At 59.9% G+C, this 21,392-nt stretch carries 23 protein-coding genes; 12 read left to right on the top strand and 11 right to left on the bottom strand.

The genetic code is table 11. From position 1 onward, the window contains the following. Positions 1–51: 51 nt before the first annotated feature. Both ATE48_RS12885 and ATE48_RS19795 read left to right on the top strand, forming a co-directional pair. The gene (locus ATE48_RS12885; protein WP_066772137.1) at positions 52–438 is read left to right on the top strand and encodes a DUF302 domain-containing protein; all 387 of its coding nucleotides are present in this window, start codon (positions 52–54) and stop codon (positions 436–438) included. A 7-nt stretch (positions 439–445) separates the two neighbouring features. Beyond that, complete coding sequence (locus ATE48_RS19795; protein ID WP_156767758.1) at positions 446–613, top strand: hypothetical protein; 168 nt, start codon at positions 446–448, stop codon at positions 611–613. A 746-nt stretch (positions 614–1,359) separates the two neighbouring features. Here the strand turns inward: ATE48_RS19795 and ATE48_RS12895 are convergent. From ATE48_RS12895 to ATE48_RS12925, 7 genes are all read right to left on the bottom strand, one after another. Further along, positions 1,360–2,061: a PepSY domain-containing protein gene (locus ATE48_RS12895; protein ID WP_066772142.1), complete on the bottom strand. Its 702-nt coding sequence runs from the start codon at positions 2,059–2,061 to the stop codon at positions 1,360–1,362. Between the two features lie 23 nt (positions 2,062–2,084). Then, the gene (locus ATE48_RS12900; RefSeq protein ID WP_228126612.1) at positions 2,085–2,477 is read right to left on the bottom strand and encodes a copper resistance CopC family protein; all 393 of its coding nucleotides are present in this window, start codon (positions 2,475–2,477) and stop codon (positions 2,085–2,087) included. An 11-nt stretch (positions 2,478–2,488) separates the two neighbouring features. Beyond that, a complete protein-coding gene (locus tag ATE48_RS12905; RefSeq protein WP_066772144.1) occupies positions 2,489–3,178 on the bottom strand; it encodes a copper resistance protein B in 690 nt (229 codons plus the stop codon). Beyond that, positions 3,175–4,920, bottom strand: a complete 1,746-nt coding sequence (locus tag ATE48_RS12910; protein ID WP_156767759.1) for a copper resistance system multicopper oxidase — start codon at positions 4,918–4,920, stop codon at positions 3,175–3,177. The genes ATE48_RS12905 and ATE48_RS12910 overlap by 4 nt, the downstream gene beginning before the upstream one ends. Positions 4,921–5,043: 123 nt before the next feature. After that, positions 5,044–5,601 carry an RNA polymerase sigma factor gene (locus tag ATE48_RS12915; protein WP_066772146.1) on the bottom strand — a complete coding sequence of 186 codons (558 nt, stop codon included), beginning with the start codon at positions 5,599–5,601 and terminating at the stop codon, positions 5,044–5,046. Next, positions 5,598–6,041, bottom strand: coding sequence for a periplasmic heavy metal sensor (locus ATE48_RS12920; protein ID WP_083197338.1), 444 nt, complete (start codon positions 6,039–6,041; stop codon positions 5,598–5,600). The genes ATE48_RS12915 and ATE48_RS12920 overlap by 4 nt, the downstream gene beginning before the upstream one ends. After that, entirely contained in the window at positions 6,038–6,340 is a 303-nt protein-coding gene (locus ATE48_RS12925) for a hypothetical protein (protein ID WP_156767760.1), read from the bottom strand. Before ATE48_RS12925 ends, ATE48_RS12920 begins: the two co-directional genes overlap by 4 nt. Before the next feature lie 151 nt (positions 6,341–6,491). On the opposite strand from ATE48_RS12925, the gene ATE48_RS12930 reads away from it, so the two are divergent. Next, positions 6,492–6,782, top strand: coding sequence for a hypothetical protein (locus ATE48_RS12930; RefSeq protein ID WP_156767761.1), 291 nt, complete (start codon positions 6,492–6,494; stop codon positions 6,780–6,782). Here ATE48_RS12930 and cueR read toward each other — a convergent pair. Continuing rightward, positions 6,779–7,201: a Cu(I)-responsive transcriptional regulator gene (gene cueR, locus ATE48_RS12935; protein ID WP_066772153.1), complete on the bottom strand. Its 423-nt coding sequence runs from the start codon at positions 7,199–7,201 to the stop codon at positions 6,779–6,781. The two genes, ATE48_RS12930 and cueR, sit on opposite strands and share 4 nt — an antisense overlap. 92 nt (positions 7,202–7,293) lie before the next feature. On the opposite strand from cueR, the gene ATE48_RS12940 reads away from it, so the two are divergent. The 5 genes from ATE48_RS12940 (at position 7,294) to ATE48_RS12960 (ending at position 13,777) form a co-directional block, all read left to right on the top strand. Then, on the top strand, positions 7,294–9,684 hold the full coding sequence (locus ATE48_RS12940) for a heavy metal translocating P-type ATPase (protein ID WP_066772154.1): 2,391 nt from the start codon (positions 7,294–7,296) through the stop codon (positions 9,682–9,684). A gap of 188 nt (positions 9,685–9,872) precedes the next feature. Beyond that, positions 9,873–11,111: an acetyl-CoA C-acetyltransferase gene (locus ATE48_RS12945; protein WP_066775055.1), complete on the top strand. Its 1,239-nt coding sequence runs from the start codon at positions 9,873–9,875 to the stop codon at positions 11,109–11,111. A gap of 17 nt (positions 11,112–11,128) precedes the next feature. Beyond that, on the top strand, positions 11,129–12,112 hold the full coding sequence (locus ATE48_RS12950; protein WP_228126613.1) for a phosphotransferase family protein: 984 nt from the start codon (positions 11,129–11,131) through the stop codon (positions 12,110–12,112). Between the two features lies 1 nt (position 12,113). Next, entirely contained in the window at positions 12,114–12,494 is a 381-nt protein-coding gene (locus tag ATE48_RS12955) for a DUF6285 domain-containing protein (protein ID WP_066772156.1), read from the top strand. Then, positions 12,491–13,777, top strand: coding sequence for an acyl-CoA dehydrogenase family protein (locus ATE48_RS12960; RefSeq protein WP_066772158.1), 1,287 nt, complete (start codon positions 12,491–12,493; stop codon positions 13,775–13,777). Before ATE48_RS12955 ends, ATE48_RS12960 begins: the two co-directional genes overlap by 4 nt. Here the strand turns inward: ATE48_RS12960 and ATE48_RS12965 are convergent. Further along, complete coding sequence (locus ATE48_RS12965) at positions 13,774–14,529, bottom strand: DUF2189 domain-containing protein (protein WP_156767762.1); 756 nt, start codon at positions 14,527–14,529, stop codon at positions 13,774–13,776. The two genes, ATE48_RS12960 and ATE48_RS12965, sit on opposite strands and share 4 nt — an antisense overlap. Before the next feature lie 312 nt (positions 14,530–14,841). Between ATE48_RS12965 and ATE48_RS12970 the strand changes: the two genes are divergently transcribed. The 3 genes from ATE48_RS12970 (at position 14,842) to ATE48_RS12980 (ending at position 16,828) form a co-directional block, all read left to right on the top strand. After that, entirely contained in the window at positions 14,842–15,270 is a 429-nt protein-coding gene (locus ATE48_RS12970) for a DUF1611 domain-containing protein (protein WP_066772160.1), read from the top strand. Positions 15,271–15,279: 9 nt separating this feature from the next. Beyond that, entirely contained in the window at positions 15,280–16,512 is a 1,233-nt protein-coding gene (locus tag ATE48_RS12975) for a dipeptidase (RefSeq protein WP_066772162.1), read from the top strand. A gap of 100 nt (positions 16,513–16,612) precedes the next feature. Beyond that, the gene (locus ATE48_RS12980) at positions 16,613–16,828 is read left to right on the top strand and encodes a hypothetical protein (protein WP_066772163.1); all 216 of its coding nucleotides are present in this window, start codon (positions 16,613–16,615) and stop codon (positions 16,826–16,828) included. A 4-nt stretch (positions 16,829–16,832) separates the two neighbouring features. Here ATE48_RS12980 and ATE48_RS12985 read toward each other — a convergent pair whose 3' ends face one another. Further along, positions 16,833–19,025, bottom strand: a complete 2,193-nt coding sequence (locus tag ATE48_RS12985; RefSeq protein ID WP_066772166.1) for a putative bifunctional diguanylate cyclase/phosphodiesterase — start codon at positions 19,023–19,025, stop codon at positions 16,833–16,835. Positions 19,026–19,133: 108 nt separating this feature from the next. Then, complete coding sequence (locus tag ATE48_RS12990; RefSeq protein ID WP_228126614.1) at positions 19,134–19,856, bottom strand: Crp/Fnr family transcriptional regulator; 723 nt, start codon at positions 19,854–19,856, stop codon at positions 19,134–19,136. Between the two features lie 220 nt (positions 19,857–20,076). On the opposite strand from ATE48_RS12990, the gene ATE48_RS12995 reads away from it, so the two are divergent. After that, a complete protein-coding gene (locus tag ATE48_RS12995) occupies positions 20,077–21,384 on the top strand; it encodes a carbohydrate porin (RefSeq protein WP_228126615.1) in 1,308 nt (435 codons plus the stop codon). The last annotated feature ends 8 nt before the right edge of the window (positions 21,385–21,392 follow it).

Genomic DNA, 21,392 nt, shown 5'->3' on the forward strand with positions numbered 1-21,392 from the left:
GCCGTCGGACGCTTAAGTGCGAGCGAGCAGGGTAGATAAGAAGCAAAGAGCATGAGCTACTATTTCTCGAAGATGCTAGCGGCTACGTTTGAAGATGCGGTCGCGCGGACCAAAGAGGTTCTCGCAGCGCATGGATTTGGCGTCCTTAGCGAAATTGATGTTGCGTCAACTCTGAAGGCCAAGCTCGGCGTGGATATGTCGCCCTATGTCATTCTCGGCGCCTGCAATCCGCAATACGCTCATCGCGCGCTTGCGATTGAGTCAAAGATTGGAACCATGTTGCCGTGCAACGTGATCGTGCGGGAAGCCGGCCCAGGAAGCATTGAAGTCGCCGCTGTCGATCCGGTCGCTTCGATGCAGGCCGTGGAAAACCCCGCACTTGCTGCCGTGGCCGAGCCGGTTCGCGGATTGCTTGAGCGCGCAATCGCAGGTTTATAGGTTTTTCATGACTCCAATGGATGCCTTTGTCGCCCGGACGAATATCGTGCGCATGCGCTTGCAGCTTGCGACGTCAATGGACGCTGAAACACAAACTACGCTCCAGAAATTGTTGGAGCTGCAACTGGAAACACTCCGCGCTGGCGAAACCGAGGAAGACTTAACGCCGGACTGAATCGTGGCGTGTAGGAAGTGCAGAATTGTTCCCGCCGGCGATTTCTTGCCCGTCGTACAGCGGACGCGAATGTTCGTTCTGCGGCGCATCTAAGCCAATGGCCGTTATTGGATCGAGCTGTAGGCGCGAGTACATGTGTATTCGCTTGAACGATCGCTGAGATACGCGCCGCTATTCCAGTCCTCCAATCGCTGAGCGCGTTTTACTTGGTCGCCAGATGCGGTGTCGTAGTTCAACTGGTCGCAATGGACGCGCGATGATCACTTATGATCGTGTTCTGGCTGTGTGCACGATCGATGGGCGTCGCGTCGCCGACATTCTACGCGAGGCGGGGGGTCGCCGAGGGCGGCAATTAGCCCAGTTGTCGGAACCGTGCGGAGATCAGGGGTTGTTCAGGTCCCGCGCCCCGGTCTGTTGTCATAGTCGGGTCGGATTTCGATCCTGCGTGAGCCACAACAAGAACAGCGCAGGCGCAAATCATCCAACCGACGATCTTCGCCCCAAAGCGCGATCGCTAGCATCATTGTGAGCGTGCTCGAGTGGCGACACCCACCGATGCGGGTCGGCGCAGCGATGCAATTCACAATAAGTCCATCAGCGCCGCCCGAGCGCGCTTCCCCGATAGTGATTTTGTGTCCCATGTCATTGTCCAGACGCGCCCATGCTTCAGCCAGATCGGACTTGGCGTTGTGAGCATCAAGGGGCGAATAGGACTTGGCGCGCCGATAAGACGCGTTCAGCGCCTTCTAAGGACGTTTGAGACCTGACCGGAAACGAATGCGATAGGGGAGAAGCACGATGCCGGTGATCACGGAAAGGAGCGTGATCAGAGTGACGATGATGATGAGCGGGTGGTTGAAGTCTTCGTGGTTTTGCCAATCCATGATGTGGAGAGCCCAAAGCGTATCGTAGATGCGCCATAAATCGGAGCGGCGCGCTGTGACCGCGCCAGTATTTTGCGCGACGTAGACTGAAAGGCCGCCTTCAGGAAACTGGACGCGCCACGCCGGCAAGGCGCCGCGATATTCGGACGTTTCCTCATTGACGAGCGTTGTGCTCGTGGGCGCTGAGCTGAGGGTGACGTGCGTGCGCGCGATAGCGCTCGCCTCAGCCGCGCTGAGAGGCGAAAGACGCGCCAGGGTGGCGGCGTCGTAGAGCGCCGGCGGCGCTTCGGCGAATTCAGCGACAATAACTTGCCCGCTGGCGCGTCGCTCGATGGTGAGCTTTGTCGGCAACGCGTCTTGCGGGCCGCGCAGCGAGACGAGGGAGGCCAGCGTCGCGGTATCGATAACCTCTGCTTGCGCCGGCCGGATGAGGTTCTCGCTTCGGATCTGCTCGATGGGAAAGAGCGTGAAGAAAAGCCCGCTGACGACCCAGAACACAATTTGAATGCCCACAAGTAGTGCGAGCCACTTGTGCACAAAGGACGCAACGCGCGCTAACTTCATCGCTCTTCCCCCGGGCGTGCGATTTATTGAACGGTGAACCGAATGACGCCGTTCATCGAGTGGCCGGCGCCGCTCGCAGTCCAGCGTGCTTCGTAGGCGCCGGCGGCGAGCGCCGGCAGGGCGACAGAATAGGCGCCGGTGGGCGCGCTCGGGCGGCGAAAGCTCGCGTTGACTGGCGTATTGTTAGGGCCCGTTATGGCGACGGTTTGCAGCATGACCGGATGCGCAAAGGTGAGCGCCATGGTGCGCGGCGCGACAGCGAGCGTGGCGCCGTCGCTTGGTGTTGAGGCCGCAAGCATTTGCGAGCTGGCGGCGTTATGGTCCGCGTGCTGATCTTGGCCGTGCTCGTGCGTGTGATCGGCAAAGGCCGGCATCGGCGCCGCGACCATGGCGAGCGCAAACAAGATACGTTTCATTCTCATCTCCTTCAGAACCAAAAGCGGATGCCGGCGCGCACGGATTGGCTGCGGACATCCTCGCCATTCGAGCGGGCGATGGACGCTGTCTCGCCGAGTGCGCTTTCCCAGACGAAATCCAGATAGGGTGCGAACTTGCGCGTGATTTCATAGCGGACTTGGAGGCCCAGTTGCGCATCCGAGAGACCTGCGCCGATGTCGCGCTTGGGAATGTCCTGCGCATAGGCGTTGAGTTCGACGTGCGGCTCAGCGATGAGGCGCTGTGTGAGGTGGAGGTCGAAAGCTTGGTGGAGGCGGGCGCTAAGATCGCCTTCCTCGCTTAGGAACGCTGTGGCCTCGGTGTCGAACCGATAAGGTGCAAGGCCCTGAATGCCTATTGCCAAGTAAGTCGTGGTGTCGGGTTGAAGATCGACGCGCACGCCGGCCTGCAGATCCCAGAAATCGGAGATGTTGCGGCTCCAGAGTGCTTGCACTTCAGCGCCGTGTACATCGCCGTCTTCGATCTCGCCTTCGGTTTTGAACCAAATCCGATTGGTGTCGCCGCCGATCCAGGCTTCGCCGGCCCATGTGAAAATGTCAGCGCCGTCGATCTCAGCGCCGTCCACTTCGCCGCGCACCATATGGAATGTTTGCTCATCCATCGCCTGCGCTGCGTTCGCGCCTGCAAGCGATAAGCCTAGCGCTAGAATGAGAGGCTTCATTGGTGGCCTCCATGCGCATTGGCGTTGTCGTATGCGGCGGGTTGGCCATCGCTGCGTGCGACGACGACACGGCTCATCATGCCGGCGTTCATGTGATAGAGAAGATGGCAGTGGAACGCCCATTCGCCTGGCTGATCGGCGGTGAGCAGCACCGAGTAGGTTTGACCGGGGGCGACCGAGACGATGTGTTTGTCGGGCAGCCGCTCAGTTGGCATGCCATTCTCAAGTTGAACAAACATGCCGTGTAGGTGCATCGGGTGCGCCATCATCGTCTCATTGATGAAGGTGAGACGCGCGCGCTCGCCGAAGGCGAGGTTGATCGGCGGGGCATCTTCCATGCTTTGGCCGTTAATTGTCCAGTTGTAACGCTCCATGTTGCCGCCGAGACGAACAATGATTTCGCGCTCTGCGGGGCGCGTATCTCGTTGCGGCGTTGCTGAGGCGAGATCGGCGTATGTAAGCACGCGCGCATCTGCCGGAAACTCCGAGCCCCACCCATAAGGCCGGCCCGATCCATCGACACCGCCATTGGCGCCGAGACCGGAACTGATGTCGTGACCTTGATGGCTATCGGCGCTTTGGCCCATAGCGCTGTGATCCATTTGGCCCATCTGGCTATGATCCATGGCGCCGTGATCCGCACCGTGGTCCATTCGGCTATGATCCATCGGCATATCGGCGGACGCATCGCCATGCGACATGCCCATATCGGCCATGGTCAAAATGGCGCGCGGCCGCATCTTCGGGATTGCGGCCTCCATGCCGAGACGCGGCGCCAGAGTGCCGCGTGCATAGCCGCTGCGATCCATCGATTCAGCGAAGATGGTGTATGCAGCGTCCTCGCGCGGTTCGACAATGATATCGTAGGTTTCGGCGACCGCGATGCGAAGCTCATCGACTTCTACGGGTTCGACGTCGCGGCCATCGGCGGCAACAACGGTGAGTTTCAGCCCAGGAATGCGGAAGTCGAAATACGTCATCGCCGAGCCATTGATGAGGCGCAGGCGCACGCGTTCATTTGGGCGGAAGAGAAAGGATGTGTTGTCTGTAGCTGGATGGCCGTTGAGCAGGAACGTGTAGTTGGTCACATCCGCAATGTCGGTGGGGTCCATCCGCATTTGGCCCCACGCCAGACGATCTTGAAGTGCTGCGCCAAAGCCGAAGGTTCGTGCGTCGCGGAAGAAGTCGCCGATCGTGCGGTGATAGTTGTTGTAATAGCCAGAATCCACCTTGAGGTTGTTCAAGATGCGATCGGGATGTTCGCTGGTGAAGTCCGAGAGGAGGACAACGTAGTCGCGATCGGGTGGGTTGGTCTCGGCAGTCGCTGGCTCGATGATGAGCGGCGCGTAGAGTCCCATTTGCTCCTGGCCTCCCGAGTGTGAATGGTACCAGTACGTGCCGTGCTGACGGATGGTGAAGTGATAGGTGAAAGAGCGACCAGGCTGGATGGCTTGGAAGCCGGAGAAGCCCGGAGAACCGTCCATTTCTGCGGGCACGAAGAGCCCGTGCCAATGCAGCGAGGTTGGCGCGTCGCTATCATTGCGAACGTGGATCACAGCCTCTAAGCCTTCGGTGAAGCGCAGAGTTGGTCCCGGCAGTTGACCGTTTATCATCATGCCGTCGGTGACGCGTCCGGCGATTTCGATGCGCGCGTCGTCGATGACGAGATCGTATTCGCGGGCTAGGGCGGGCGTTGCCGCCGCGAAGACCGCCAGAAATCCGATGAAGGGAAGAGGACGCATGCGAGGTTGGGCTCAGTTTCCAGACTGTGTGAGAAATACGCGCGGCGGCCGCGTTTCCCTCATGGTGAAGAAGCACGGTCGCCGCAGGGTGTGCACCTATCCTACGATAGGAAGGTCAACAGGTTATTTGCTCTCAAGCGCCTGGCTGATGGCGAGCTTGGCCCGGTAGATGCGCACTTCTACGGCCTTGGCGGTAATCCCGAGGGTTTCGCCGATGGCGCGATGAGACAGATTCTCGGTCAGCGAGAGGAGCAGCGGCTCTTTGAGATTCGGCGGCAAGGCGGCGATGGCCGTGTCGAGGCGCGCTAGATCTTCGTCTTGATCGGTCGGCGCCTGTTCGATCGCCGCCACATCAAAGCCGGGCTGGTGAATGTCTTCGGCACTATAGAAGAATTGGCGCACGGCCCGTCTGCGGCGCCAATCGCGGCACTTGTTGATGGCAATGCGCTTTAGCCAGACGCCGAAGGATCGGCGTTGATCGAAGCGCGAGAGCGCGTGCCAAGCGGCGACGAAAGCCTCCTGCACGAGATCGTAGGCTTCACCAGCATCGCCGGTGTAGCCACGAATGAAGCGATAGAGGCTATCTTTGTGTTTCCGCATCAATTGCCCGAACGCCCGTTCATCGCCGGCCAGGACGGCCGCCACGAGCGCTGCGTCGTCGCGCTCGTCGGGGGTTGTCATTGTTGTTCTGCGGTAAGCGCGTCGACGACGGTGGTGTCGAATATCGCCTGCTGCTCAGCCGTCAGCACCTCGCGCATCGCGAAGACATGGCGGATCGTTTCGGACTGAAGCTCACCCATGGCGTGATGGAAGCGCGCGACGGCCGCCGTCACACGGGGTCCGTAACCGTGCTCTTCGCGGATTGCGGCGGCAAGCTCCGCGTTCGCGGCTTGCATTTCTGCTTCCTGGGCGCGGCGGCGTGTTGCGAACTCGGATTCAATGATTTCAATGCGCTCGATTTGCTCTTGGGTGAGATCAAGGCGCTCGTGAACGACGTCGTGTAGGCCAGGGCGTGCGTGGTGCAGCGCGTGCATACCGGTCATCCCGACCCATACGCCGCCAACGCCGGCAGCGAATGCAACGGCTGCGGTGATCGCGAGCCCACGCCAAGAGAGATTCACGGACCACCTTCGAGAAGTGTTGACGGCGCGTAGGCCGAGTGCATCGCGAAGGGGGAGACTTCAGGCTTTTGAGTGGCGCTCGCGGCGCCTCCGGCGACGATCCCGATAGCGAGTACGGAAGCCACTAGGGCGGCGCGAAAACCGAGGACGCCAGATAGGCCAGATAGGCCAGATAGGCCAGATAGGGATGTGCGATCCCGCGCGCTGAGCCGGGCCCAGACGTGCGCCTCCAATTGATTGAGTTCGCCTGGGAGGGTGCGCCCGGACCACGCGGCGAGCAGGTTATCAAGATTGGACATGGGCTCCTCGAGACTGCGCCTCGCAGCATTGATTACGCACGCTGGTTTGATTTCCCTCAAGGCCATGAACGTGAGCGAGGGGTTTTTGACGCAGATGCGTATCTTGGGTAGGCGCGGCGCTGGATTGCGCAGGCTGGCAGGAGGATCTCGAATGCGTTCTGGAATGATTGCGTTAGCGCTTTTGTCAGCCGCAGCCTTGGGCGGGTGCGCCACGGCTCACGGCATGGGGCATGGCATGGAGCGTGGAAGCATGAGCCATGAAGAGATGATGCGACACTGCCAGATGATGGAGCAGCATCAGGCGCAGGGCGGTCATAATCCGGCCGAGCACGATCCGGCCCAGCATGGCGGCATGACCCACGAGCAGATGATGCAGCATTGCGCCGAGATGCGCGCGCACCATTCGCCCAGCGAGACACCCGCCGCGCCGCACGCGCACTAGGCGCGCTTGCGCCGGGCAGGGCCAAGCTTCCTGGGCTTGGCCAGATCGTCCAAGATCGGGCAGTCGGAGCGTTCGTCGCCGTGACAATTTTGCGCCAAGCCGCGCAGTGTCTTTATGATCGAACGCATTTCGCGAATGCGGTGTTCAAGATCGGCGACGTGCGCTTCGGCGAGTTTCTTCACTTCTCGCGAAGGTCTCTTCTTGTCGCTCCAAAGCGCCAGCAGGGCTGAAACCTCTTCCAGCGAAAAGCCGAGGTCGCGCGTGCGCCTGACGAACTGCAGCACGGCCACGTCAGCGTCGCCATAGTCGCGATACCCGTTTGCTCGGCGCGCGGCGGAAGCCAGCAGGCCGACGCCCTCATAATAGCGGATCATTTTGGCCGTAACGCCGGACTTCTCTGAGGCCTGACCTATGTTCATGAGGGGCGTTCAATTTTCTCTGTTGACCTTCCCATTGTGGGAAGGTGCACGCTGAGTTTCAAGCGAAGAACCCAACACCTTGGAACAGTAAAATGCACGAGCACCAAACCAACGATTCTGCGGTGGGCGGCCAGAAATTTCGAGACCCCGTCTGTGGCATGGAGGTTGGCGCCGATACGCCGCATCGTCTTACGCACGATGGCGCCGAGGTGTTGTTTTGCAGTGCTCATTGCAAAGCGAAGTTTGCGGCGGCGCCGCAGAAATATGTGAAGGCGGCGCCGGTGAGTTCGCGCTGTTCGGCGCATAAGCCGGGTGACGGTCATGGCGCCGGTCATGGGCATCATCATGTGACGGCGCCGGTCGATGCGCCCAAGGGTGTGAACTGGACGTGTCCGATGCACCCCGAGATCGTGCGCGACGGTCCAGGATCTTGTCCCGTCTGCGGCATGGCGTTGGAGCCGATGACGCCGAGCGCCGATAGCGGTCCAAATCCGGAATTGGCCGATATGACCAAGCGCTTTTGGATCGGCGCTGCGCTCGCGCTACCGGTGCTTGTGCTGGAAATGGGGCGGCATTTGCTTGGCATCGATCGGCTCGTGCCGCCAAGTTGGAATCCGTGGCTTCAATTTGTGTTGGCGACACCGGTCGTTGTCTGGGCGGGCTTTCCGTTCTTTGAGCGCTTTTATCAATCGCTGAAGACCCGCAATCTCAACATGTTTACGCTGATCGCGTTGGGTGCCGGAGTGGCGTGGACATATAGTGCCGTGGCGCTGCTGGCGCCTGGCCTCTTTCCGCCTGAGTTTCGCGATCATTATGGCCTGGTGGCAGTCTACTTTGAGGCGGCCGCGGTCATCACGGTATTGGTTCTGCTTGGCCAAGTGCTTGAATTGCGGGCGCGCGAGCAAACTGGCGGCGCTATTCGCGCGCTGCTTGATCTCACACCGAAGATGGCTCGCCGCATCAAGAATGGCGCCGAAGCAGAAGTGCCGCTTGATCAAATCGTCGTTGGCGATCGCCTTCGTGTTCGCCCCGGTGAGAAAATTCCGGTGGATGCCATCGTTCGGGAAGGACGCTCGACGATCGATGAATCGATGGTCACTGGCGAATCCATGCCCGTAACAAGGGCGCCTGGCGCGCGGGTCATTGGCGGCACGCTCAATCGCACTGGCGCCTTGGTCATTGAAGCAGATCGCATTGGGGCCGACACGATGCTTTCTCGCATTGTGCACATGGTCGCGGCCGCGCAGCGTTCGCGTGCGCCAATTCAGCGGCTGGCCGACAAGGTTTCGAGCTGGTTTGTGCCGGCAATTATTGGCATCGCCGTTGTGACCTTGATCGCGTGGTGGCTATTTGGACCCTCGCCGGCGTTCTCCTACGGTCTTATCGCCGCCGTTTCGGTGCTGATCATCGCGTGTCCGTGTGCGCTGGGCCTTGCAACGCCGATGTCGATCATGGCCGGCGTCGGTCGCGGTGCGCGCGCCGGTGTGCTGATCAAGAACGCTGAGGCGCTCGAACGATTCGAAAAGGTGGACACACTCGTCCTCGACAAGACAGGCACGCTGACCGAGGGCAAACCTGCCGTCATCACCATTCAGATGTCGGCCAATCACAATGAAGCTGATGTCTTGCACCTTGCTGCAAGTCTTGAGAACCAAAGCGAACACCCCCTTGCACAAGCGATCGTCGCCGCAGCGAAGGAGCGCGGATTGGCGCTTGGTGAGGCGTCCGATTTTGACTCTCCAACTGGCAAGGGTGTGATCGGTGTCGTGGAAGGGCGTGAAATAGCGCTCGGCGCCGAGAAGTACTTAGCGGAGCTGAAGGTAGATGTTTCAGCGCTCGGCGAGAAAGCCGAACACCTTAGACGTGAAGGCGCGACCGCGATCTTTGTGAGCGTGGATGGCGTGGCGGCGGCGGTATTTGGCATTGCCGACCCCATCAAGGCGACAACGCCCGACGCGCTTGCGGCGCTCAAGGCACAAGGGCTGCGGCTGGTTATGCTGACAGGCGACAATCGCACCACGGCGGATGCGGTGGCGCGCAAGCTCGGCATCGATGTGGTCGAGGCGGAGGTGCTTCCAGAAGACAAATCTCGTATCGTTGAGCGACTAAAGCGTGAGGGCCGCGTCGTGGCCATGGCTGGCGACGGCGTAAATGATGCTCCGGCGCTTGCGGCAGCGGATGTTGGCGTTGCGATGGGATCAGGGACTGACGTCGCCATCGAAAGCGCCGGCGTCACGCTGCTTCACGGTGATCTCACCGGCATCGTGCGTGCTCGCACGATCTCGCGCGCGACCATGAACAACATTCGTCAGAATTTGTTTTTTGCCTTTGCTTATAACGCGGCTGGCGTGCCGATTGCGGCAGGCATGCTCTATCCAATGACGGGCGAGTTGCTCTCGCCGATGGTCGCGGCCGCGGCGATGGCGCTTTCCTCCGTGTCGGTGATCGCCAATTCTCTTCGTTTAAACGCGATCAAGGTCTGAGCGATTGTGCCCGGCGCAAATCGAGCGCGACCGGCACCGATTGCGACCGTTGACGCAGCGGAAAAACGCTGTGCGGCGAGTAGGAACTCGAGGCTGTCGCGCAATCAATTCTCAGCGCACTTCGCCGCGGTGCAGGGCTCGCTTTTCGATCCTATGCAAGTAACGTGTCGTCCAAAATGGAGAACAACGTGCCTGAAGCTTGGATCATTGATGCGTGCCGCACGCCCCGAGGTATTGGCAAGGTGGGAAAAGGCGCACTGGCGGCGATCCACCCTCAGCAGCTTGCCGCGACGGTTTTGAAAGCGATTGCTGAACGCAACAATCTGCGCACCGGTGAGGTGGATGACGTCATTTGGGGGACCTCTTCACAACGTGGAAAGCAGGGCGGTGACTTGGCGCGCATGGCGTTGCTCGACGCGGGCTACGATATCCGCGCGAGCGGCGTGACGCTCGATCGCTTCTGCGGCTCGGGCATCACCACCGTAAATCTGGCCACAGCGCAGATCATGTCCGGCATGGAAGAGGTTGTCATCGCGGGCGGCACGGAGATGATGAGCTATACGGCGTCCACGGCGGACCCAAAGACGCCGTTCATGATGGACACCGGCAATCTCCGTTTGCGCGCGCGTCATCCACAATCGCACCAGGGCGTTTGCGCAGACGCGATTGCGACGTTGGATGGGATCCCGCGCACCACGCTTGATGCGCTCGCGCTTGAGAGTCAAAAGCGTGCTGGCGCCGCGCTGGAGGGCGGGCATTTCAAGAAGAGCCTTGTGCCAGTCTACCATGAAGATGGTTCACTTGCGCTCGATCATGAGGAGTTCCCGCGTCCGCAGACGACAATAGAGGGGCTCGCAGCGCTGAAGCCGGCCTTCGAGGCGTTGGCCGAGTTTCCGCTTGATGATCGCGGCACGACCTACGGCGCCTTGATCCGGCAAGTGTACCCTGACTTGAAGATCACGCACGTACACCATGCGGGCAACTCATCGGGCGTCGTCGATGGCGCAGCAGCGGTGCTGCTCGCGTCACCGGACTATGCGAGGAAGAATGGCATGAAGCCGCGCGCGCGGGTCATCGCCACGGCGAATGTCGGTGATAGTCCGACGCTCATGCTTAACGCACCGGCGCCTGCGGCGCAAAAGGCGCTTCGGAAGGCAGGGTTGACGATCGATGATATCGATCTGTTTGAGATCAACGAAGCGTTCGCGGTTGTCGCCGAGAAGTTCATTCGCGATCTCAAACTCGATCGGGACAAAGTCAACGTCAATGGCGGCGCCATGGCGCTCGGCCATCCCATCGGCGCGACGGGCTCGATCCTGATTGGGACTGTGCTCGACGAACTAGAGCGCCGTGATTTGAAGCGCGGCCTGGTCACCATGTGCGCGGCGGGTGGTATGGCGCCCGCGATCATTATCGAGCGGATGTGAACACGAAACGAGGCAACATGGCTGCGTCCGCGCCAAGCATTGAGCATCTCACCAAGTTGGCGCCGCGGCTTATGCCGGACGGCGTTGGCATCTCATCGGTGAAATTTCTGTCGGGTGGCGCAAGCCAAGAATTGTGGTCGATCGGGGTGCGCTCTCCCGTGACGGAGGCGCTGGTTGTGTTACGGCGCACGCCGGAGCAGCGCGTGCGCAGCGCGCTCGCGATCCCGATCGAGTTGGAAGCTGAACTCATCACGCTTGCACATGCCGCGGATGTGCCTTCCCCGCGCGTGCTTTATGTGTTGCGTCCAGAGGACGATCTCGGCGCGGGATTCTTCATGGAGCACGTGCCTGGCGAGGCGCTCGGACATAAGATCGTACGCGATCCAGCGTACGCAGACGTGCGGCCGCTATTGGCGCGCCAATGTGGCGAAATTCTTGCGCGCATTCACAAACTGGCCCTCCCGACGGAATTGCCGAGGTCCTCCAGTCTTGAAATTATCGACGCGCTTGATCGGCAATATCAAAGCGAAGGACGGCCCCGGCCGGTGTTCGAGCTCTCGCTGCGATGGTTACGCGACAACGCAGCCAAGGTCGCAGAACCTCGCATGGTCCATGGCGATTTTCGGACCGGCAATCTGCTGATCGATAGAACGGGCGTCCGCGCGGTGCTCGATTGGGAATTGGCTCACGCGGGCGATCCGATGGAAGACCTTGGCTGGATCTGCGTGAACTCATGGCGCTTCGGTGAGATAGACAATCCCGTCGGTGGGTTTGGCGCGCGAGAGGAGCTTTACGCAGGCTATGAGCGCGCCGGCGGCGCAAGCTTTGATCGTCGCAGCGCGCATTTCTGGGAGGTGTTGGGTACGCTGCGTTGGGGGGTGATCTGCACGATGTCTGGCGTGGCGTTGCGTGAAGGCGCGGCGGTGGGGCTTGAGCGCGCGATGATCGCGCGTCGCACGTCCGAAACCGAGCTCGATCTTCTGAATTTGCTGGAGGCGTAGAATGCAAGATCTGCCAGCTCCTGCCGTCATACTTGATCTTGCGATCGATCAGTTAAATTCGATCGATCCTACGGGCGCGCGCGCCAAGTTCGAGATGCGAATGGCGACAGCGGCTCTCCAGCTTGTGAAGCGCGCCTTGGAGCTTGAGCTCATGTCAGATGCACGCGAGATGGCCAGACTGAGGGCGCTTCTTGGGGAAGACGCTTCGCTTGAAGCGCTCAACCTGCGCCTTTGCACGCTCATTCGCAGTGGCGAACTCACGCGTCAGTCTCCAGGCGTTACAGCGCATCTGCGTGCGGTCACGATGGAAAAGCTGGCGATCGATCAACCGAGCTACGCGGCTTATCAACGAGCGCTTCAACAAGCAGAAGGTGACGCATGAACTTTGATCTGCCGAAAGAGCTCGTCGCGTATCTGGCTGAACTGGATGCATTCATTGATCGTGAGATCAAGCCGCTCGAAAATGAGGGCGACAATATCAAGTATTTCGACCACCGGCGGGAGTATGAGCGCACGGACTGGGAGCGCGGTGGTGTGCCGAAGAAGGCGTGGGAAGATCTGCTCGCAGAGGCGCGCCGGCGTGCCGATGCTGCCGGTCATTTGAGGTTTGCTTGGCCGAAGGAGTTGGGCGGCAAAGCCGGCTCGCAGCTCTGGCTCGCCGTCATTCGTGAGCATCTGGCGGCGAAGGGGCTTGGCCTTCACAATGACCTTCAAAACGAACATTCGATCGTCAGCAACAACCCGTTTGTGGTGATGTTCAAGGAATTCGCCACGGCCGAACAATACGAACGCGATGGCGCCAAGTTGCTCAATCAAACCATGGCTACGGCGTTCGGTTTGACCGAACCAAATCATGGCTCCGACGCGACGTTCATGGAAACCCGCGCGGCGCCACGGGAAAGAAACGGCGCGCCTGGTTGGCTGATCAACGGCGCGAAAATGTGGACGACGGGTATGCATGTCGCCACCCACGTCATCGTCTTTGCGCGCACGAGCGGCAAAGATGGCGATGCGCGTGGCATCACAACCTTCATCGTCCCGGCGGACGCGCCGGGGCTCAAAATCGAAGAATATCTTTGGACGTTCAATATGCCGACGGACCATCCGCGGCTTTCGCTGACCGATGTATGGGTGCCGCAAGAGGCGTATTGGGGCGAGATCGGCAAAGGGCTGAAACTCGGGCAGAGCTTCTTGCATCAAAATCGCATTCGCCAAGCGGCGTCGTCACTTGGCGCGGCCGTTTATTGCATCAATGAGAGTGTGAAGTATGCGCGTGAGCGTAAGCCTTTCGGCAGGCCGTTGGCGGAGAACCAGGCGATCCAATGGCCGCTTGTTGAATTGGCGACGCAAGTTGAGATGTTGCGGCTGCTGATCCGAAAGACGGCCTGGGAGATGGATCGCATGCCGCATAAGCAGATTGAACTCGAACTCTCGGATAAAGTTTCGATGTGCAATTACTGGGCGAACCGTCTTTGTTGCGAAGCGGCGGATCGCGCGATGCAGGTGCATGGTGGTCTAGGCTATTCGCGTCACAAGCCTTTTGAGCATATCTATCGCCATCACCGCCGCTATCGGATTACCGAGGGCGCGGAAGAGATTCAGATTCGTAAGGTGGCGGCGTTTTTGTTTGGGTACCTTGGCGCTGGTGCGGAGGCGCGCGCCTAGCGAACTTGATTTGGCGCTGTGATGTCGCGATAGGCGCGCCAGCTGGCAAGGCCTAGCCAAGGAAATACGATCGCAAGGCCGAGCCACGATGTGGCCGCGCATGCGATCAACAACGCGGTGATGAGAGCCGCCCAAAAGAGCATAGGAAAGAAGTTTTTCGCGACGCTCGCGAGGCTCGTGAATATCGCCTCGAACACGTTTGCTTTCTCGTCCAGAAGCATCGGCGTAGAGATGACGGAGATTGCGAACGTGAACATGGCCATGGCGCCGCCGGTGATCGTCCCGGCGATGAGCATTGTATGGCCTTCGGCGGTGCCGATGCTGAAGTCGATGAATTCCTTAACCGTCGTGTGCAGGTGATAGGTAGACAAGCCGTAGACGATCTGCGCCACCCGACTCCAAAACAGATAGATGAGGACAAGCACGAGCCCGAGATAGCAGACATCTGATCGGAGCGCGCCGCGCACGAAGATCATTTGCTTCAATGTGGGTTTTTCACCGTTGCCGAGACGGCGGCCCGCTTCGTAGAGGCCCATCGCGAGCATGGGCGCGATGAATACAAACCCGCAACTCAGCGTCAGCGCCCAAAACGCCAGGTTGGTTTCGATCAGCGCCCGCCAAATGCCGAAGCTCACCAGAGCGATGGCAGTCCCGTAGATCAGCGAAGGGGCGAACGTTTTCGTGAAATCCTGCCAGCCCAAAGCGAGCCAGCGCAGTGGCGCCCCGAAGCCTATCGTGTTCACTTCAGCCACAGCGGACCTCCGGGGGGTGAGGCGCAGCCTCGATTTCACACGCCATGCTATCCAATAGGGTCAGGCGCCGGAGGTCTTGAGCGAGATCAATGTGAGGTCGAACGAGCGCTTGTGCGCCCCTTGTGGCGGCGCGCACGCGCTAGGCGAAGGGCGGGGCAGTGTGTCCCCTTGCTTTGCCTTTTCGCACCTCCGGCAGTTGTCGGGTTACGCGTGTGGGGCGCGGGAGGCTTAGTAATTGCCGCTGGTGTGTCTCCCACGCTAGTCTCTGAAACGCTTATCAGATGGTGCGGGTTGGGTGGGGGCGGCGGTGGCATGCCGATAGACGCGGCGGAGATGCTGAGCCCAGATAACAAGCCGGATCACTGGGATGTTGTGGAAGGCCAGGGATCGCTTTTTTATCCTGCATACGCGGGTGTTTCGCTGGGGCTGTTGCACGGAAGCCAGCCTGACGTGATCGTCGTTTGTCATGACGCAGCACGAACGCATGTGCTTGGCTATCCAACTTACAGGCTTCCCACGGTGAGTGAGGTGGCCGATCTTGCGCTCCGCCTAGGTTCGCGCACCAATCCAAACGTTCGTTTTGCGGGCGTCAGCCTCAATACGTCGAGTTTGAGCGCAAGCGAGGCGGCAGATTTGCTGGCGCGTGAGCGAGAAGCTCTCGGCGTTCCGGTCGGTGATCCAATTCGAGGTGGGCCGGCGTTCGAAGAGCTGGCTGATGCTTGTCTTGGAGTGTGTTGCTAAGAGCAGGGGATGCATTTGAGATTTGCGGTTCTTGGCGCGATTGCGCTTTCACTCGCCACCCCGGCATGGGGTCAATCTGTAGCGCCAACGCCTCGTGAGCAAAATCGCATCGAGCGCATTCTATCGCGCACGCCGCTCATCGATGGACACAATGATCTGCCCGATCAGGTCAAGGACAATTTCGGCGGTGACATAACGCGGCTCGACCTGACGCAAGATACCAGCCGTCTGACGCCGTCGCTTCACACAGACATTCCACGCCTTCGGCACGGTCACATCGGCGCGCAGTTTTGGTCAGTCTACGTTCCAGCAGAATTGCAAGGAGCCCAGGCGGCCGAGGCGGTAGAGGTGCAGATTGATGTCGTGCGCCAGCTCATCGCGAGGTATCCGACCGTCTTTGCTTTCGCCGAGAGTGCCGACGACATCGTGCGCATTCATCGCCGCGGTCAAATCGCTTCGATGATTGGTATGGAAGGCGGCGAGCCGATCAATTCAAACCTTGCAGTGCTGCGAAGCTTCCGCGCGCAGGGCGTGCTCTACATGACGCTTTGCCACGCCAAGACGACGGCATGGGTCGATAGCGCCACTGATGCGCCGCGCCATGGCGGCTTAAGTCCGTTCGGGGAAGAAGTTGTCCGCGAGATGAACCGCATCGGCATGCTGGTTGATCTCAGTCACGTTTCCGCCGATGCGATGCGCGATGCGCTCCAGGTTGCGTCGGCGCCGGTGATCTTTTCGCACTCTTCCGCCTACGCGCTGACCGCGCATCCGCGCAACGTGCCCGATGATGTGCTTCAATTGGTTCATCAAAATGGCGGCGTGGTGATGGTGAACTTCTATCCGGGCTTTGTCTCGGAAGAGGTTCGCGCTTGGAGCGCCCAACGCGCAGGTGAAGAGGCGCGCCAAAAGGCCCTGCATCCCAATGATCCAGACGCGGTTCGCGCGGCGATGACGCAATGGGAAGCGGCGACGCCTCGTCCGCTGGCCAGCGTTGCAGAGGTTGCCGACCACATCGAGCATATCCGTGATGTTGCCGGCGTGGAGAATGTTGGCATCGGCGCGGATATGGATGGCGTGCCATTCTTGCCCGCGGGTTTGGATGGTGTTGACGGCTATCCCAACCTATTTGCGGAATTGATGCGACGTGGCTGGTCTGATGCCGATTTGGCGCGCTTGGCCGGCGGCAATCTGCTGCGCGTTCTGCGCCGGGCGGAGGCGGTCGCGGCGTCGAGTGCCGGTTGAGCTTTGCGCTTGAGCGCGGTGATAAAAATCAATGAAAATCGAGCCTGTCATTCACCTCTAGCCTGCTCGGCGCGGCTTAGCCTTGCCTTGGAGGTGAGTCATGCGTGAGGACAACGATCAAGATTACTCAACCCGGACCGGCGCTGCGGCTCTTGCTGATCTGATTGAAGAATATTGGCGCGCGCGCGGCTATGAAGTTCTGCTGAGCCTTGAGGAGAAGGGCTTCCACCCCGTTACCCGTTCGGCCCGATTTGAAGTCAAATCAGATCTCGTTGATGGCTTGCCGCGCAAGCGCAACGCACAGCGAGCGGCCTGATACTTTAGGCCGACATAACGCTTGGGCGCTCGCCGTCGCCATCGAGGTGTTGGATGAACGCCACCGTCGCGTCGGCTGAAAGCGGCTTGCTGCACACATACCCTTGGACCTTAGGGCAGCCAGCAGCCGTCAGCCGCAACCATTGCTCGTGAGTTTCGACGCCTTCAGCGATGACGCGCATGCCTAGAGCTTGAGCAAGTCTCACGATTGCACCGAAGAGCGCGTCGGACTTGGCGTCATGTCCGAGCTCGGTGACGAACGAGCGATCAATCTTGATTTTGTCGATCGGGAAGCGCGGCAGGTAGCTAAGGCTTGAATAGCCGGTGCCGAAATCATCGAGCGCGATAGAGAAGCCGCAGTCGTGGAGCTCGCTCAGGGCTTCCCGCATTTGCTGTTCGTTGGTGAACAGAACGCCTTCGGTGAGTTCGATCTCAATCCAGCTCGGCCGAGATCCGACCTCAGTGACGATCTCGCGAACTTTGTCGACGAAGCCTGGTGTTTGCAATTGGGTCGCCGACGCGTTGACCGCGGTTTTGATGCCGGGCCAGCGCAGGCTGTCCTTGGCGGCCTGCCGAAGCGTGAACTCACCCAGCGCTTGAATGAGGCCGGACTCTTCGGCGAGCGGAACGAAGATTGCCGGTGAAATAGGGCCTTTGGTGCGGTGCGTCCAGCGCACCAGCGCCTCGACGCCGACCACCTCTCCGGAAAGTCGAACTTGAGGCTGATAGACCATTTGTAGGCGACCTTCGGCAAGATCGGTGCGCAAATCATCCCGCAGTTCGCGCCTGGTTTTCAGCTCTTCGTCCATCGCATCGTCGAAGACGCGATAGCAGCCGCGTCCTTCGGCTTTGGCGCGGAAGAGCGCCATGTCGGCGCGCCGCAGCATTTCAAGCGGTTCGAAGATCTCCTTGTCAGAAAGCGCAACACCAATGCTGCAACCGATCAGACGCGCCCCGACGCTAAGTTCAAAAGGCGCCCCGAGAGCCGCGACGATCTCATCGGCAAGGACTTGAACGTCTCGTCCCGATCCTCTGGCAAGCACTGCAAATCCATCGCCGTCGAGGCGCGCACAAGCGTTGCCGGCGCCGGCGCGCAAAGCGATGCGCTCGGCGGCTTGTTTCAGCGCTTCATCGCCAATGTCGTGGCCATAAGTGTCGTTGAGTTCCTTGAACCGATCGAGGTCAACGCAGAGGACGCCGAAGGGCGAGTTAGCCTTGGCTGCATGCACGACGGCGTCGAACATGAGTTCTTCGAAGTGAACACGATTGGGAAGGCGGGTCAGGCTGTCATGACGCGCCATGTGCGCCGAGCGTTGTTCGCTGAGTTCGAGGCCTTTGCGTGCATTCTGGGCGCGAAGAAAGAGCGCAAGCGTGATGCCGAGCATCACGGTGAAGAGTGCGATCACCGCCGGAAGTGCTTCCCAGAGGAGATCAATGCCTGGCTGCTCGGGGATCCAGTCAACGGTTGCGACGATGTCGCCTCCTGCGTTGCGTAATGGCGCGTGCGCCTGAGCTGGCTCGCTCATAGCATCGCCTTCATGCAAGTGCAGATCTTCCAGCATGTAGCGGTCGGCAAATGCGGAGAGGAAGTCTTGGTCCAATTCGCGCCCGGTCAGCACAATCGGCGCTTGCTCGTGGATCAATTGCGCGCGGCCAAAATCGGGCTGCACGAGTGTTGCGGTTACGATGAAAAGTCGATTGTTGATCCAGTGAATGGAGCTCGCCTGATTGGCGTTTGCTAAGGCGTCGCGATTGAGGCGGGTCTCGCGCTCGCGCTCGCGGACGGTTCTAATTTCCGCTATCGCAGTAGTCTGGTGCTCTGCAGCTTCAGATGGTGCAGCGTCTTCGCCATTAAGCATGGCGTATCGAACATTGTCGTTGGCGTCCAAGACGATGGCGAAGCCGAAGCCGCCGGTGCTCTCGTAGAATTGGCCGATATTGTCATGGGCCCATGCCGCGTTGAAATGATTGTCGAGGTTGCGGACCGAGTCGTCCCATACGGCGTTGGGTACAACGAGGTGCTCGATTTCGTGAACGCGGGCGGCGAGCCCGTTAGTGATAACGGATTCTTCCCGTTCACGGGCAAGAGCATCGCTTCTTTGTGCGAAGACAAAGATGCCGAAGGCGAGCGTTGCGATGGCTGCTAAGCCCATCGCCGCCACAGCCCAGAATTTATCGCGCGCCTGCTTTAGGGCCATGAGACTTCTTCTCAATGCTCATGGCGATGATCGCACAATAGGGCTAACGCCTGGTTCCACAGGGCGTTTAAAGTCTGTGACAAAAGTGCAGGCGCGGGTGGCCGGCGGTCAGGCGATTGGAATAGCGCCCGGCGCCAGCGCCGCCAGCGCCGCCACGTCGAGGATGCGGAGGGAGCCGGGGCTATACTCAATGACGCCGGTCTGGCGGAGATCTTTCAAGGTGCGGTTGACATGCGCGTGTGTGAGACCGAGTGCGTCGGCGATGTCTTCCTGAGTGAAGGGGAAGGGCATGGCTTCCTCGCGCATGAGCCCGCGCTCTGACAATCGCTGGCGCAGCTCAAGCAGGAAGCCGGCCAAACGCCCGGGCGCGCGCCGCCTGCCGATGTCTATCATGTGTTTGGCCATCAGGGCCTGGTGACGGCGTATATGTCGTTTGGCGTAGCGGCGAGAGCGAATGTCGCCTTGAAGCCGCGCGCGGTACTCATCGATCGAGAAAAAGCAGACCTCTGTCGGCGTCAGTGCTGAAGACGCAAACATGGTTGGCGTCTGGGTAAGCATCACGGCATCTTGGTCAAAGACATCGCCCGTGACCAAGAATGTGAGAATTTGGCGCCCACCACCCTTCATGGGCACACTCTGCATTGCCCAGCCTGATCGAACGATCGCGACCGTGTTGGGCGTCTCGTTGTCCTTGTAGATCTCTTCGCCAGGTTCGAATCGCTTGCGCGCTACACGGCGGAGCGGGCCGCCTGGAAAGCTTTTGCCTGCAGGACATTCGCCAGTCTCAGCGAACGCACATCCCTTACACTGGGACGTGATTTCAGTACTCAATGTCGCTACCTGCATTTTGTGGTTTGCTCGAAGTCTTTGCTTACGCTGACGACATTCAGCGCGTGAGCCTTGATCTTTCGCAATGAGATTTATCAATCGTTCGACGCGTTTCGCTTAACGCAGCATTCCGCACGATGCGCGCAGTCTGCCCGCCAGCGATGCTTACGTACAAAATCGATTGTGATTGTCGATAGTTGTAAGCGCGCGCGGGGAAACAAGCGTGGCGGCCTATATCTTCGACATAGTTCGTGAGAGCTATGAGGGCTTAGTGCAAATCAAGCGGCCGTTTAGTCCGGGAGGACTACGGGTTTCGCGGTCGTCGGAAAACAGCGGTTTACTGGCCTCAACCCACACTGCCGGAATGAACCGGCGTGCTTTTTCGCACCACCTTGTCGCTTCAAGTGCATTGGCAGGCGCACTCGCGTGTCTGTCGCCCGCCCTTGCTCATGCTGATGATGCTGTTGCGTTCGAGCTTGAATATACCGGTGATGTTCTAGGTCCGATCGCCGGCGCGAACCGGCAGGGCGAATATCTCGATAACCTCGATATCGCAGCGACGTTCGACATGCAGCGCCTTGCAGGCTGGCGCGATACCAGCGTGTTCGTGCATCTGCTCAACAATGCCGGTGGTGCGCCGAACGATAGGGCTGGCACGTTGCAGGGCGTCGACAATATTGAAGTTACCCAGCAGGGCGCGCGCCTCTATGAATTCTGGGTTGAGACCAATATTGGCGCGATCAACACCCGCGCTGGCCTCTATGACGTCAACAGCGAGTTCTACGCGAACGAATCTGCCGGGTTACTGATCGCGCCGGCGTTTGGGATTGGCTCTGAACTCGCGGCGACAGGACCGAATGGCCCTTCCATCTTCCCGTCGACGGGTTTGGCGTTGCGGTTTGCGACGCAATTCTCAGAGCATGTTTCCGGCCGGTTCGCGGTTGTGAACGCCAATGCGAGCGTTTTGGGCGACGCCGACGGCGTCGATACTTCGTTCGACAACGGCGCGTTGGTGATCGGCGAACTCACTTGGGCTGGCGCCACCAGCATCGATATCGGCGCTTGGACGTATACCGAGGAGCAGGGCGATATCCGGCTCCTCAACGGACTTGGCGATCCAGTGTCGCAACGCGCATTGGGCGCCTATTTGACGGCAGAGCGTGAGCTTTGGATGGACGCCACGGCGTTCGTTCGGCTCGGCGTCTCAGATGGGGATACGACGCCGTATAATAGTGGTTGGCAAGCGGGACTTTTGTTCACCAACGTCGCGCCCTCGCGTCCCGACAGCCAGCTTTCGATCGGCGCCTATCAAGGCCGCTTTGATTCAAAATTTCGCGCCAATCAGCGCGATGGCGGCATCGATGCCGCGCGCGCCGAGACTGGCCTTGAACTTACTTATTCAGACCAAGTCACGCCTTGGCTGCGCCTGCAGCCGGACGTGCAAATTGTGTTCGATCCCAACGGAGACCGGGATCGCGAGGATCTTTGGATCGCAGGTCTCCGGTTCGCCATCACTCCGTTTGGACATTGAAGCACACA

Source organism: Candidatus Viadribacter manganicus (assembly GCF_001679665.1).
GTDB classification, from domain to species: domain Bacteria; phylum Pseudomonadota; class Alphaproteobacteria; order Caulobacterales; family Aquidulcibacteraceae; genus Vitreimonas; species Vitreimonas manganica.

Bases quoted from the DNA above. Each gene is read 5' to 3' on its own strand.
- ATE48_RS12885 (WP_066772137.1), top strand. From the start codon at position 52: ATGAGCTACTATTTCTCGAAGATGCTAGCGGCTACGTTTGAAGATGCG.
- ATE48_RS19795 (WP_156767758.1), top strand. From the start codon at position 446: ATGACTCCAATGGATGCCTTTGTCGCCCGGACGAATATCGTGCGCATG.
- ATE48_RS12895 (WP_066772142.1), bottom strand. From the start codon at position 2,061: ATGAAGTTAGCGCGCGTTGCGTCCTTTGTGCACAAGTGGCTCGCACTA.
- ATE48_RS12900 (WP_228126612.1), bottom strand. From the start codon at position 2,477: ATGAAACGTATCTTGTTTGCGCTCGCCATGGTCGCGGCGCCGATGCCG.
- ATE48_RS12905 (WP_066772144.1), bottom strand. From the start codon at position 3,178: ATGAAGCCTCTCATTCTAGCGCTAGGCTTATCGCTTGCAGGCGCGAAC.
- ATE48_RS12910 (WP_156767759.1), bottom strand. From the start codon at position 4,920: ATGCGTCCTCTTCCCTTCATCGGATTTCTGGCGGTCTTCGCGGCGGCA.
- ATE48_RS12915 (WP_066772146.1), bottom strand. From the start codon at position 5,601: ATGACAACCCCCGACGAGCGCGACGACGCAGCGCTCGTGGCGGCCGTC.
- ATE48_RS12925 (WP_156767760.1), bottom strand. From the start codon at position 6,340: ATGTCCAATCTTGATAACCTGCTCGCCGCGTGGTCCGGGCGCACCCTC.
- ATE48_RS12930 (WP_156767761.1), top strand. From the start codon at position 6,492: ATGCGTTCTGGAATGATTGCGTTAGCGCTTTTGTCAGCCGCAGCCTTG.
- cueR (WP_066772153.1), bottom strand. From the start codon at position 7,201: ATGAACATAGGTCAGGCCTCAGAGAAGTCCGGCGTTACGGCCAAAATG.
- ATE48_RS12940 (WP_066772154.1), top strand. From the start codon at position 7,294: ATGCACGAGCACCAAACCAACGATTCTGCGGTGGGCGGCCAGAAATTT.
- ATE48_RS12950 (WP_228126613.1), top strand. From the start codon at position 11,129: ATGGCTGCGTCCGCGCCAAGCATTGAGCATCTCACCAAGTTGGCGCCG.
- ATE48_RS12955 (WP_066772156.1), top strand. From the start codon at position 12,114: ATGCAAGATCTGCCAGCTCCTGCCGTCATACTTGATCTTGCGATCGAT.
- ATE48_RS12960 (WP_066772158.1), top strand. From the start codon at position 12,491: ATGAACTTTGATCTGCCGAAAGAGCTCGTCGCGTATCTGGCTGAACTG.
- ATE48_RS12970 (WP_066772160.1), top strand. From the start codon at position 14,842: ATGCCGATAGACGCGGCGGAGATGCTGAGCCCAGATAACAAGCCGGAT.
- ATE48_RS12975 (WP_066772162.1), top strand. From the start codon at position 15,280: ATGCATTTGAGATTTGCGGTTCTTGGCGCGATTGCGCTTTCACTCGCC.
- ATE48_RS12980 (WP_066772163.1), top strand. From the start codon at position 16,613: ATGCGTGAGGACAACGATCAAGATTACTCAACCCGGACCGGCGCTGCG.
- ATE48_RS12985 (WP_066772166.1), bottom strand. From the start codon at position 19,025: ATGGCCCTAAAGCAGGCGCGCGATAAATTCTGGGCTGTGGCGGCGATG.